The 11,826-nt window shown below is 65.5% G+C and carries 12 protein-coding genes; 9 read left to right on the top strand and 3 right to left on the bottom strand.

Annotation, left to right across the window (positions count from 1 at the left end; translation table 11 throughout):
• Window position 1 precedes the first annotated feature (1 nt).
• Complete coding sequence (locus tag AC3FLX_RS25605; protein WP_488700188.1) at window positions 2-529, bottom strand: cupin domain-containing protein; 528 nt, start codon at window positions 527-529, stop codon at window positions 2-4.
• Between the two features lie 172 nt (window positions 530-701).
• Between AC3FLX_RS25605 and AC3FLX_RS25610 the strand changes: the two genes are divergently transcribed.
• From AC3FLX_RS25610 to AC3FLX_RS25635, 6 genes are all read left to right on the top strand, one after another.
• Entirely contained in the window at window positions 702-1,610 is a 909-nt protein-coding gene (locus tag AC3FLX_RS25610) for a DMT family transporter (RefSeq protein ID WP_488700137.1), read from the top strand.
• The gene (locus AC3FLX_RS25615) at window positions 1,594-2,364 is read left to right on the top strand and encodes a helix-turn-helix transcriptional regulator (protein WP_488700138.1); all 771 of its coding nucleotides are present in this window, start codon (window positions 1,594-1,596) and stop codon (window positions 2,362-2,364) included. Before AC3FLX_RS25610 ends, AC3FLX_RS25615 begins: the two co-directional genes overlap by 17 nt.
• Window positions 2,365-2,473: 109 nt before the next feature.
• Complete coding sequence (locus AC3FLX_RS25620; protein WP_488700139.1) at window positions 2,474-4,681, top strand: VTT domain-containing protein; 2,208 nt, start codon at window positions 2,474-2,476, stop codon at window positions 4,679-4,681.
• Window positions 4,678-5,442: an endonuclease/exonuclease/phosphatase family protein gene (locus AC3FLX_RS25625; protein WP_488700140.1), complete on the top strand. Its 765-nt coding sequence runs from the start codon at window positions 4,678-4,680 to the stop codon at window positions 5,440-5,442. The genes AC3FLX_RS25620 and AC3FLX_RS25625 overlap by 4 nt, the downstream gene beginning before the upstream one ends.
• A 52-nt stretch (window positions 5,443-5,494) precedes the next feature.
• Complete coding sequence (locus AC3FLX_RS25630; RefSeq protein ID WP_488700141.1) at window positions 5,495-6,598, top strand: alpha/beta fold hydrolase; 1,104 nt, start codon at window positions 5,495-5,497, stop codon at window positions 6,596-6,598.
• A gap of 265 nt (window positions 6,599-6,863) precedes the next feature.
• On the top strand, window positions 6,864-7,289 hold the full coding sequence (locus AC3FLX_RS25635) for a hypothetical protein (protein WP_488700189.1): 426 nt from the start codon (window positions 6,864-6,866) through the stop codon (window positions 7,287-7,289).
• A gap of 17 nt (window positions 7,290-7,306) precedes the next feature.
• Here the strand turns inward: AC3FLX_RS25635 and AC3FLX_RS25640 are convergent, their stop codons facing one another.
• Both AC3FLX_RS25640 and hutC read right to left on the bottom strand, forming a co-directional pair.
• Window positions 7,307-7,849, bottom strand: coding sequence for a hypothetical protein (locus AC3FLX_RS25640; protein ID WP_488700142.1), 543 nt, complete (start codon window positions 7,847-7,849; stop codon window positions 7,307-7,309).
• Between the two features lie 108 nt (window positions 7,850-7,957).
• Window positions 7,958-8,698, bottom strand: a complete 741-nt coding sequence (hutC, locus tag AC3FLX_RS25645) for a histidine utilization transcriptional repressor HutC (RefSeq protein WP_488700143.1) — start codon at window positions 8,696-8,698, stop codon at window positions 7,958-7,960.
• Between the two features lie 290 nt (window positions 8,699-8,988).
• Here hutC and AC3FLX_RS25650 point away from each other — a divergent pair, with 290 nt between their 5' ends.
• From AC3FLX_RS25650 to AC3FLX_RS25660, 3 genes are read left to right on the top strand one after another with little or no spacing between them, the layout of a single operon-like run.
• Window positions 8,989-9,999, top strand: a complete 1,011-nt coding sequence (locus tag AC3FLX_RS25650; protein WP_488700144.1) for a Bug family tripartite tricarboxylate transporter substrate binding protein — start codon at window positions 8,989-8,991, stop codon at window positions 9,997-9,999.
• A 10-nt stretch (window positions 10,000-10,009) separates the two neighbouring features.
• Window positions 10,010-11,014 carry an ornithine cyclodeaminase family protein gene (locus tag AC3FLX_RS25655; protein ID WP_488700145.1) on the top strand — a complete coding sequence of 335 codons (1,005 nt, stop codon included), beginning with the start codon at window positions 10,010-10,012 and terminating at the stop codon, window positions 11,012-11,014.
• A gap of 1 nt (window position 11,015) precedes the next feature.
• Window positions 11,016-11,822 (top strand): phosphate/phosphite/phosphonate ABC transporter substrate-binding protein, encoded by an 807-nt coding sequence (locus tag AC3FLX_RS25660; protein WP_488700146.1) that lies wholly within the window; start codon window positions 11,016-11,018, stop codon window positions 11,820-11,822.
• Window positions 11,823-11,826: the final 4 nt, after the last annotated feature.

Below are 11,826 nucleotides of genomic sequence, written 5' to 3' on the forward strand. Positions count from 1 at the left end.
TTTAGTTGCTCGCGCGCGGCCTGCTGCCAAGCCGTGCGATCAGCCCCGCATGCGCGGGGTGCGCAGCCGCCAGTTGCGACGCATCGGCCAGTTCGAATTCGCTGAACTCGAATCCGGGCGCCACCGTGCAACCGGCCAGCGCGTAGCCTGCGCTGGCGTCAGCGGCGGGAACACGTTCGGCGGCGAACCAGTAACCGGCGGGCACCACGGCCTGGAATACCGTGCCCGGTTGCACCAGCGGATTGCCAAGCCGGTGCGTGACCAGCGCGCCATCGGGCGTCAGCATATGCACGTGAATCGCGTCGCCGGCATGGAAGTGCCACAGTTCGTCGGCCCGGATGCGGTGCCAGGCCGAATACGCGTCGTCACACAGCAGGTAGTAGATCGCAGTGGATGCGGAGCGCTCCGCGCCGTCCGCCGCCCGGGTCACGCGGGCCGGATCACGAAACGTCTCGCGGTAGTAGCCGCCCTCGGGGTGCGGAATCAGCTCAAGATCGTGGATCAGGCGTTGCTGCGGACGGTCGGGCATGTCAGGCATGGCGGATGGGCATTTGGATGGCGATGGCGGCGGCAACCATACCACGGGCATCGGCGCGCGCAGTGCAGGATTTGCCAAGACAGCCGTGCCGTGCTGGGTTAGCCTCCACCGCTATCGCTGAAAATCCGTCCGTCACCTGTAACCCGTCCCGCTGCTGTCATCGATGTCGCGCCCCTATCCCGCCTGGCTGCCCGCCGTGGCTTTTGTCCTGATCTGGTCAACCGGTTTCATCGTCGGCAAGGCCGTGGTGCCCGTGGCCGACACCAGCCTGTTTCTGCTGGCCCGCTTTGCGCTGGCCACGCTGATGTTCGCCGTGGTCGCGGCCGCCGGGCGCGCCACTTGGCCGCCGTTGTCCCAGGTGCCGCGTCACCTGCTGGCCGGTGCGCTGATGCAGGGCATATACCTGTGCGCCGGATACGGCGCCGTGGCGCACGGCCTGTCGCCGTCGATCATGGCGCTGCTGGGTGCGCTGCAACCGCTGCTGACCGCGCTACTTGCCATTCCGCTGCTCAAGGAGCAACCTTCCTCGCGTACCTGGCGCGGCCTCGGCCTGGGCGCGCTTGGTGTGGGTCTGGTAGTCTTGCCAGCCATGCAGGCCGGTACGCCGCAAGCGGTATCGCCGTGGATCGTCCTGGTCGGCGTACTCGCTATTGTGTCCATCACGATGGGAACCCTCCTTCAGAAAACCTCGATCGCCCGCGCGGATATCCGCGCCAGCTCGGCCTGGCAGAACGCCGGGGCGATGCTCGTGGCCGTCATCGTGGTCACTGCGTCGGGTGGCCCCGGCGCACTGCGCTGGGAATCCGGCCCCACGCTGTGGGCGTCGCTGGCATGGGCGGCCGTGGTGCTGTCCGGACTGGGTACGTGGCTGCTGCTGGGTTTGGTGCGCCGTGGCCAGGCCGCCAATGCCGCCGCGCTGATGTTCCTGGCGCCGCCGCTGGCCGCCGTGCAGGCCGCGCTGCTGTTCGGCGATCGCCTCGGGCCGGTGCAATGGCTCGGCATGGGTATCGCCGGTGCCGGAGTCTGGCTGTGCCAGACGCATGGAAAACCGCGTCATGCCGAAGCTCGTTGAGCATGCGTCGCCGCTGGTCGAACCCCGCCGCTATCACCGGCGGCCGTTCGGCCACGCACACGATTATCACCAGTTGCTGTTTGGCGTCGACGGCGAGATCGAACTCGAAATCGATGGGCATGCCTACCGCGTCGACGGCACGCATGGATTGGTCATTCCCTCGGGCCTGCATCATCTGTGCAGCGGGCTGACCGACAATCTGCAGCTCGTCGCCGATTTTCCTTTGAGTTCCGTTGCCTTGCCTGCGCGCCTGATGGCCAAACCGCGCACGTTCACGATGGACACCACATTTGCCACGCATGTGCGCGGGCTGGCCACGGCACGCGATGCGTCGCGGACCGTGGCGGCGCAGCATGCCTGGCACCAGGCTGCGGCGCTGGCCGGTGGACTGTCCGCGATGCTTGGCCTCGACGACCGCCAGCCCGACGCCGCGCGTTTTCCGGTGGCGGCCATCGATAACTATCTGCGCGCGCATCTGTCCACGCCATTGCGCGTGGACCAGCTCGCCGCACGTATCGGCTGGGGACCCCGGCGCTTTCATACGCTGTTCTGCGAAGCGTTCGGCGACACGCCGCACGGCTACCAGACCCGGCTGCGGCTTGACCGGGCCGTGCAGTGGCTGATGAGCGGCGCCATGCCACTCGCCGAGATCGCCGCCGGTATCGGCTATCCCGACCAGACCACGTTCACCCGGGCGTTTGCCCGCCGCTTCGGCATGCCGCCCGCGGCATGGCGCACCGCCGCTGCGGCCTGACGGCAGGATTTACAAAGGCAAGTAAGGCGCACACGCGCCGCCGCCGCGACATCCGCGACGGCAAGCGCCTGCGCGACCGGTACGAAACTTGCGCAGCCTACCGTTCGCCATGACGAGCGATGCCGATGCTTCCCTGCTGCGTCCGGGCCACAATTGCTGGCGCGTGGAGTCGAGTGCGCGCTTTGCCATGCTGGTCGATGCCGATGCCTATTTCCCCGCGCTACGGCACGCACTCGCGCGCGCCGAACACAGCGTCTTTATCCTCGGATGGGATATCGACAGCCGCGTGCGTCTGCTTTCCGAGCCGCCCGACGATGGGCTGCCGGCGGAACTGCGCGATTTCCTCAACGCGCTGTGCCGGCGCCGCCGGGGGCTGCGCATCTATGTGCTGAGCTGGGACTATGCGATGGTGTTCGCGCTCGAACGCGAATTCCTTCCGTCCGCCAAGGAGCACTGGCAGACGCACCGGCGGTTGTCCTTCTGCCTCGATGGCAATCACCCGCCGGGCGCCTCGCATCATCAGAAAATGGTGGTGATCGACCACAGCGTGGCATTCGTCGGTGGATTGGACCTGACCATCCGGCGCTGGGACACGCACCATCATCTGGCCGATGATCCGCGCCGCGTCGATCCCGATGGCAAACCGTACCCGCCTTTTCATGACGTGCAGTGCATGGTCGATGGCGACACGGCGCGCGCGCTCGGCGATCTGGCAGCGGAACGATGGTTGTGGGCAACCGGACGCCATGCACGTGTGCCGGCCGTCAGCAAGATTGGCGCGGCCGACGCATGGCCCGAACAGGTGGTGCCCGACGTCACCAACGTGCGCGTGGGCATCAGCCGCACGTATCCCGAGCGCGACGACAGGCCGGGCGTCAGCGAGATTCGCGCGCTCCACCTCGACGCTATCGCCGCCGCGCGCGACAGTCTCTATCTTGAAAACCAGTACTTCAGTTCCGGACTGATTGCGGAAGCCTTCGCGGCTCGTCTGCGTGAACCGGACGGGCCGGATATCGCACTCGTTTCGCGTCGGACCGAAAGCGGCTGGCTTGAGGAAGCCAGCATGGGCGTGCTGCGCGCGCGTCTCTATCGCGGGCTGCGCGAGGCCGACCCGCAGGGCCGCTTCCAGCTCTATTGCCCGCATGTACCCGAACTGGGCGATGCCTGCGTCAACGTGCACAGCAAGGTCATGGTGGTCGATGACCGCCTGCTGACCATCGGCTCGGCGAATCTGAGCAACCGGTCTTTCGGTCTCGATACCGAATGCAATCTCGTGATCGAATCGCAAGGCGCCCCGCACATTGCCACGGGCATTCGCGCCATGCGCGACCGCCTGCTGTGCGAGCACCTGGCGGTGACGCCCGACGCCCTGCACCAGGCGCTGCATGCGCACAGCCGCCTGAACACTGCCCTGGCTGCGCTACACCGGCCCGACGGCCGCACGCTTCAACCATTCGTGCCCACGGTGCCCGAAGACATCGACGCCGCATTGCCCGATGCCACGCTGCTCGACCCAATGGAGCCGATCGACACCGACGAGATCATGTCCGAGTTCGTCAGCCACGACGCCCGGCCGCGCGTGGCCAGTCGCGTGGTGATGCTGCTGTTGCTGCTGATGGTACTGGCTGGCGCGGTGTTCGCGTGGCGCCATACCCCGCTGCGCGAATGGACCGACTTCCGCCATTTGCTTGCCGTGGTCCAAGGCCTGGACGACATGCCGTTCGCGCCCCTGGCGATGGTCGGCGCCTTCATCGCCGGTGGCCTTGCGCTGTTTCCCGTCACCGTGCTGATCGTCGTGACGCTGGTGGTGTTCGGCCCGTTGTACGGCGGTGCGATTGCGCTGGCGGGCACCGTGGCAAGCACGGCCGCCGGCTACATCGTGGGGCGCCTGCTCGGACGCAACGCCGTGCAGCGCTTTGGCGGACGGCGCCTGAATCAGCTGAGCCAGCAGGTAAACCAGCACGGGTTGCTGGCAATGGTGGTGCTGCGGCTGGTGCCCGTGGCGCCGTTTACGCTGGTCAACCTGGTGGTGGGCGCGTCGCGTATCCGGTTGCGCGATTGTCTGCTGGGGACGGCCATCGGTATGTCGCCGGGCATCATCGTATCGGCGTCGCTGGTCGATCGCATTGCAGCCGTGGCGCGCGATCCCGGCGCGGCAACGTACGCATGGCTGGCAATCGTGCTGCTGATTCCCATCACCGTGCTATGGGTGCTGCGTCGCAGACGGCAGCGCCGCCGCGCCCGGACGTCGCATGCGAACGCGACAGCACGGCAACCGCACTGCTGCCGTCCGCCGTCGAGCGAGGGCGCGCAATGAATGCGCCTGACGCCCACCCCGGTGCGCCTCGCGCTGCAACCCGGCCCGTACTCCACGCCGATATCGTCGTGGCGAGCTACAACATCCACGGTGGCGTCGGCATCGACGGGCACTTCGTGCCGAAGCGCGTCTGCGAGGTGATCAACGAACTGCGCGCCGACCTGATCGCGCTGCAGGAAGTGGAAAGCCGGGGCACGGGCTTCGACATGCTGCGCTTCCTGTCACACCACACCGGGCTTCATGCGATTCCCGGCCCGACGCTGGTGCGCGACGACGGCGACTATGGCAATGCGCTGCTGACGCGCTATCCACCGCTGAGCGTGCGCCATATCGACCTCAGCGTGAAAGGATGCGAACCGCGCGGCGCCATCGACGCGCAACTCGAATGCAATGCCATCGAATCGGGCACGTTCGCGCTGCGTGTGATTGCCACGCACCTGGGCCTTCGCCCCGGCGAACGGCGCTGGCAGGTGCGGCGCCTGCTGACCGCGTTGGCCGAAGCGCCGGCCCAGCCAACTGTCCTGCTCGGGGACGTCAACGAATGGTTCCTGTGGGGGCGGCCGCTGCGGTGGCTCCATGCCTACTTCGAGCGCACGCCCCATGTCTCGACATTTCCGTCGCGCCTGCCGTTCCTGGCGCTGGACCGCATCTGGACCTCGCCCCGCGCGCATCTCGTGGCGGTGACCAGCCATCGCTCGCCGCTGGCACGGCTGGCGTCCGATCACCTGCCGTTGCTGGCGCGGATGCGGCTGACTTCGTGATAGCGCACCTTGCAGTATGATCGCCCGTGCTCATACAACACCAAGGGAGACGATGATGCGCGAGAGAGCTGCACAGGCTGTAAAAACACTGGTTGCCGCGGCGGCGCTGGCATGGGGCATGGCCTGCGCGCAGGCACCCCAGCCCACTGCGCCGCAGGTCAAGGAAGGCGATGTCGAAGTGCATGACTTCCGCTTCCAGAACGGACAGACGCTGCCCACAGTGAAGCTGCACTACGCCACGCTGGGCACGCCAACGCGCGGCGCCGACGGCAAGGTCAACAATGCCGTGCTGCTGCTGCACGGCACCACCGGCACCGGCCGCGCGTTCCTGACGCCGCTGATGCGCAAAGAGCTGTTTGCGCCGGGCCAGCCGCTCGATGCCTCGCGCTACTACATCATCATGCCCGACGGCCTGGGACGTGGAGGATCGAGCAAGCCCAGCGACGGCATGCGCGCCGGCTTTCCGCGTTATGGCTACACCGATGTGGTGGAAGGCCACTACCGGCTGCTGACCGAAGGACTCAAGGTCGATCACCTGCGGCTCGTGCTGGGCACGTCGATGGGTGGCATGCAGACCTGGATCTGGGGCGAGCGTCATCCCGACATGATGGATGCGCTGATGCCGATCGCCAGCCAGCCGGTGGCCATGTCGGGCCGCAACTGGCTGTGGCGCCGCACGCTGATCGAAGCCATCCGCAACGATCCGGACTGGAACGGCGGCAACTACACGAGCCAGCCCACGCGCTGGACCAATGCAGTGCCGGTGTTTTCACTGATGACGCAGAGCGCCGCCACGCTGCAGAAAGCGGCGCCCACGCGCGACCAGGTGAACCAGTATTTCGACACGGCCGTTGCCGAAAGCCGCAAGATCGATGCGAACGACTACCTCTACTGGTTTGAATCGTCCTGGGACTACAACCCCGAGGCCGACCTTGGCAAGATCCGCGCACCGCTCTACGCCGTCAACTTTGCCGACGACATGATCAATGCCGTCGATCTTGGCGTCATGCAACGCACCGTGCCCAAGGTGAAAGGCGGCCGCTTTGTGGAGATGCCCGAAAGCGAGCACACATACGGCCATCAAACGCTGCAGCATCCCGAGGTCTGGAAGGGCTATCTGGTTGAACTGATGCAGGGTTTGCCCGCGCGCAATTGACGCTGCACTGCAATGCCCGCAGGCGCCACATCGGGCCTGCGGCGCGGCCTGCCTGTCTTGCCGCAGGGCCGCAATACGGGTATTTCGCTAGGCGTCCACGCTAGATTGGCGTCATGCCGCTGCCTATACTGGCTTTCACACCGTGCATGTCATCAAGCGTGGAGGTGTGCTTCCGATAACAACGGGCGGGTGAATGGCGGCCTACAGGGAGGACGCTGCCGAAGGTCATGTCGATACGGCCTGCCCCATGAACAGGAAAGTGGAGATGGGCATGCCCAGCGAACAGTTCCTTGCTACCCAGGAAACCCGCCGCTCGGGGCTACGTGCCTTGCGGGCGGCGCTGCTCCAGGTCCACAAGGAGGTCATCGGTTATGACCGTGGCCAATATGAAAGACTGCATGGCCCGATACCCGCGGGACAGTTTGTGCAGTTAGTGACAGAGGAATCATTCTTCCGCTGGCTCGATCCGTTGTCACGTCTGATCATCGAGATCGACGAGGAACTCGACGGCGACGAACATCACGACGAAACCTGCCGCGCCGTGGCCGGTGCCACGCAGAAGCTGTTCAGTGAGCATGGCGACGAACTGTTTCGCAAGCGCTATCAGGAAGCGCTGCAGGATGAGGCATCGGTGACCGTGGCACACGGTCGGCTGATGTCAGTGATCGGCCAGTTGCGCCAGTTGCCATAACACCAGGGGGCCGCCTGCTAGCGGCCCCTGCCGCCGCCTCGTCCACCGCCGCGATAGCCACCCCGGTTTCCGCCGTAGCCTCCGCCATATCCGCCGCTGTAGCCACCGTATCCACGGTACCCGCCACCGTAGCCGTAGCCCTGGTAGCCACCGTGATAGCCCCCGTAGTATCCGCCGTGATACCCGCCCCGGTAGCCGTAGTAGCCGCGGTAGCCGTATCCCCGGTACCCGTAGTAGCCACGATATCCGTAGTAACCCCGATACCCGCAGCAGCCGTAGCCAATCCATATGCTGCTGTAGACCGGCCAGCCCGCGTATCCATATGGATATCCGTACGGATAGCCACCGTAGTAGTTGCCGTAGTAGTACGCCGGATAGGCCGGGTATCCGCTATAGAAAGTGCCGTAGGCATTGATCGGATAACTGCCGTAGTCACTGGTGGAGTAGCTGCCGGCATAACCGCCATAGCCAGTGTCATAGCCCGGATATGCCACGCATCCGCCCAGCATCAGGGCAAACCCGGTCAGTGTCCCCGCCAGCTTTCCACGTATGGCACCCATTTCCGTCTCCCGCCTGCCCTGCAAGGCGTGCCCGTCTGCACGTGCTTTCAGCTCTTTGATTCTATTGCTTATTCGTTGGCAGACAAGTCTGTCCTCGCCCGCCGTGCATTAGAGCGCCTGACCCAGCGCACCGCCAAACCGATAGCGATTACCGGGATGCCAGAGCACCACCACCGACGCCACCGCGCCGTGTGAAAACGTGCGCCGCCGCAGCACCAGCGCCGGCTCCGTCGGGGCAATCGCCAGCATCTCCGCCACCTCGGCACTGGGCAGCAATGCTTCGATCTGATACTCGGCACGCTGCAGTGGCGCCACGCGCATCAGGTGCTCGTTCGGTGTGATGGTGCCGAAATCGGCTTCCATATAGTCGGGCGCCAGCGCGGGATTGACCCAGCGATCTTCCACCTGGATCGGCGCGTCGTTCTCGTAGTGAAGAATGACCGAATGGAACAGCGTGCTGCGTTCCGCCACCCCAAACTGGCTGGCCAGGCTGCGGGTGGCACGCTGGCGCTCCAATCGGTACAGGCTGCTGCGATGACGGTGGCCCCGTGCGCGAATTTCCTCGGCAATACTGCGGATCTCCACCACGGTCGCCTGGTAGCGCTGCTGTGCCACGAACGTGCCGGCGCCCTTGCGTCGCACCAGAATCTGCTCGGCTTCCAGTTCGTTGAGCGCGCGGTTGACGGTCATGCGCGACACCGCGAACGTTTCCGCGAGCCGCAACTCGGGCGGGATGGCGTCGCCCTCGCGCCAGACGCCGGCTTCTATCTGCGCCTGCACATAGTCCTTGATGCGCTGGAAGGCCGGCGCTGCCGGGTCAGCGGTTTGGACGGATGGACGTGTTGGCATGCGGGTTCCCCGATCCGCGGACCGGCGTGAATGAAGTGGGCCGCGCACGTTCCACAACGGTGAAAAGCGCCGCACCCCTTGCTTAGGCGTGCACAGCGCTTGTGCCAATCGGCACCGTGCGCGTGCCGATCCGCATCTTATGAGAAATCCGCTTTCCCATATGCGAAAAGTTGTCTATACAGTATCAGACAGCTTCATTAAGATCAGTCTATACAAGTCGGCCGCCAGCACAAGGGCCGCCAGCGAATTGACAGGGTCATCGATCCAAATGAAATAACGGGGAGTGTTGCGTGAACCGTTGCGTAAACAGGCCGGCGCTGAAGTGGCGGCTCTTGCTGGCCGTCCCGGCCGTGATCTCGGCATTGGCGTTCCAGCCGCGTCCCGCGTGGGCGCAACCGGACGAATATCCTTCCCGGCCGGTGCGCATCGTCGTGCCGTTTGCCGCCGGCGGCGTGGCCGATGCCCTGCCACGATTGGTCGGTCAAAAGCTGTCGGAGCGCTGGGGCAAGCCTGTCGTCATCGACAACAAGCCCGGCGCCGCTGGCAATATCGGCATGGAGACCGTGGCACGCGCCGCGCCTGACGGCTACACACTGGGCCTGGCGCCCGCGGGCAACCTGACCGTCAACCCGATCCTGTTTCGCAAGCTCAACTTCGAGACACGCGACTTCGTTCCCGTCACGATGCTGGCCGCATCGCCCAATGTGCTTGTCGTGAATCCGTCGGTTCCCGCGCGTTCGCTCAAGGACCTGGTCACGTATGCGCGGGCGCATCCGGGCGAGCTCAATTTCGCGTCGCCGGGTAATGGCAGCGGTGCGCATCTGGCCGGCGAACTGCTGAATCTCGAAGCCGGTGTGAAGACCGTTCACGTACCGTACAACGGCATGGCCACCGCGCTCAACGATGTGCTCGGCGGCCAGGTCCAGATGATGTTCGGTGGTGTTTCCACGGTGCTTCAGCACGTCCGCACCGGCAAGCTGGTGGCGCTGGCCGTAGCCGGTCCGCATCGCCTGCCGCAGTTGCCAAACGTGCCCACGGTGGCGGAATCGGGTTATCCAGGGTTCGACGTAACGTCGTGGTACGGACTGGTTGCGCCCAAGGGCACGCCCGACAGCGTGGTGCGCAAGTGGCAGGCAGATGTCGCCACCGTGCTGCGCGATCCCGACGTGCGGCAAAAGCTCGATGGCCTGGGCCTTGAGCCGGTAGGCAGCACCAGCAAGGCATTCGGCGAGACCATCGCCACCGAAACGACAAAATGGCGCGCCATCGTGCATCGCGCCAATATTCCGCAGCTGCAGTAAGGAGACCCCCGTGAAAGAGCTGTACCTGACCTACCTGAACGGCCCCGACGTGGCCGAGCTGGCACTGACCGATGCCGAGATCCTGTCCGCCGTGGAAGCCGCGCTCGCCGCGCAGGGGCGCGCGGAAACCGTGATCGAACCGCGCGTGCACCTGGTGCCGGAATCGTCGGACAAGGGGCACTTCAATGTCCTGCGCGGCTTTATCAAGCCGCTGCACGTGGCAGGCGTGAAAGTGGTGTCGGACTACGTTGACAACTACAAGCAGGGGCTGCCGTCCGAAATGGCGTTGCTCAACCTGTTCGATCCCGACAACGGCGTGCCGCTGGCCGTGATCGACGCCACCGCGATCACCGACATGCGCACCGGTGCGGTGACCGCGCTCGGCGCCAAGCACCTGGCGCGCAAGGGCAGCAAGGTGCTGGGGCACGTGGGAGCGCGCGGCACGTCGTACTGGAATGTGCGTCTGCTCGATTCCTTGTTCGACTTCGACGAAATCCGCGTGCACTCGCGCCGGCCGGAAAGCCGCGATGCATTCGCCGCAAGGCTGTCACGCGACCTGGGCAAGCGCGTGATCGTGACGGAAGACTGGGAGTCCTGCGTACGGGGCGCCGATATCGTGGTCGAGGCGTCCCGGCTGCCCAAGCCGCAGCCCATGCTGCTGACCGAATGGATCAAGCCGGGCGCGCTGGTGATTCCATACGGCACCATGAGCGCCGTGGAGCTGTCGCTGACGGACATCATGAGCAAGATGGTGGTCGACGATTGGGGCCAGTGCCGCAAGGGCCTGCCGTTCGGCGCGCTGCGCCAGCACGTGGACAGCAGGCGGCTGAACGAGGAAAACCTGCACGCGGAGCTTGGCCAGATCGTGGCCGGCCTGAAACCGGGCCGCGAGCGTGACGACGAGACGATCCTCTTTTGGCACCGCGGCCTTTCCACCACCGATATCGCGTTGGGCCACGCGATGCTGACCAAGGCTCGCGCCAAGGGGCTGGGTCAGACGCTACGGTTTGCGTGAGATGGCCGCCGGCATCGCATCATTCCGGATGTACAACGCCACGCCGGCCGTGACGGCCGCGTGGCAGGCCCTGTTTGCGCGCGTATTTGCCGATCTGTCGTGGCAGGTGGAAATCGTGCCGTTTGCGTGGCCGGCTCCCCTGCCCTCGTTATGGGAACGGCCCGATCTGGTTTGCGGCTTCATGTGCGGGCTGCCGTTCTCGCAAGGGATCGCGCCTGTGGCCCCGCTGGTGGCGCCTGTGCCCTCGCCTGCCGCGTATGGCGGACAGGCGCGCTATCGCAGCGAACTACTGGTCCGCGCCGACCGTGGCTGGCACAAGATCGAGGACACATTCGGCCATCGATTTGGCTGGATGGCGCAGCATTCCCAGTCTGGCTATCACGCCGCGCGACATCTGCTGGCGCCGTATGCCAGGGACCGTGGCGAGCTTTTCTCGCAATCCGTTGGCCCGCTCGATACCCCTATGCGAGCGCTCTCCGCACTGCGCGACGGAACGATCGACGTCACGGCACTCGACAGCTATTTCCTGGACCTCGTCCGGCGGCATGAGCCTGCCTTGCTTGAAGGGCTGCAAACGGTCGCCACCACGCCCTGGACGCCGAATCCCTTGCTGGTTGCATCGACAACGCTGGACCCCGCCGAGCGCGAGCAACTCGTTGAGCGCCTTGGCAGTCTGCACCGCGAAAGCGTCTACGTGCCGTTACTCGATGCCGTGCTTGTCGAGCGCTTTGTCCGCCCCGATCCGTCGGCCTACGCGCCATTGGCGCAAGGCGCGGCCAACGGCAACGGCTATCCCGAGATTCGGTGACGCG

It is taken from the genome of Cupriavidus sp. 291-E7 (assembly GCF_057798835.1).

What these genes read in the sequence shown, in the direction of transcription:
- AC3FLX_RS25615 (WP_488700138.1), top strand. Translation starts at nt 1,594, where the DNA reads ATGCCGAAGCTCGTTGAGCATGCGTCGCCGCTGGTCGAACCCCGCCGC.
- AC3FLX_RS25610 (WP_488700137.1), top strand. Translation starts at nt 702, where the DNA reads ATGTCGCGCCCCTATCCCGCCTGGCTGCCCGCCGTGGCTTTTGTCCTG.
- hutC (WP_488700143.1), bottom strand. Translation starts at nt 8,698, where the DNA reads ATGCCAACACGTCCATCCGTCCAAACCGCTGACCCGGCAGCGCCGGCC.
- AC3FLX_RS25660 (WP_488700146.1), top strand. Translation starts at nt 11,016, where the DNA reads ATGGCCGCCGGCATCGCATCATTCCGGATGTACAACGCCACGCCGGCC.
- AC3FLX_RS25640 (WP_488700142.1), bottom strand. Translation starts at nt 7,849, where the DNA reads ATGGGTGCCATACGTGGAAAGCTGGCGGGGACACTGACCGGGTTTGCC.
- AC3FLX_RS25635 (WP_488700189.1), top strand. Translation starts at nt 6,864, where the DNA reads ATGGGCATGCCCAGCGAACAGTTCCTTGCTACCCAGGAAACCCGCCGC.
- AC3FLX_RS25630 (WP_488700141.1), top strand. Translation starts at nt 5,495, where the DNA reads ATGATGCGCGAGAGAGCTGCACAGGCTGTAAAAACACTGGTTGCCGCG.
- AC3FLX_RS25625 (WP_488700140.1), top strand. Translation starts at nt 4,678, where the DNA reads ATGAATGCGCCTGACGCCCACCCCGGTGCGCCTCGCGCTGCAACCCGG.
- AC3FLX_RS25620 (WP_488700139.1), top strand. Translation starts at nt 2,474, where the DNA reads ATGACGAGCGATGCCGATGCTTCCCTGCTGCGTCCGGGCCACAATTGC.
- AC3FLX_RS25605 (WP_488700188.1), bottom strand. Translation starts at nt 529, where the DNA reads ATGCCCGACCGTCCGCAGCAACGCCTGATCCACGATCTTGAGCTGATT.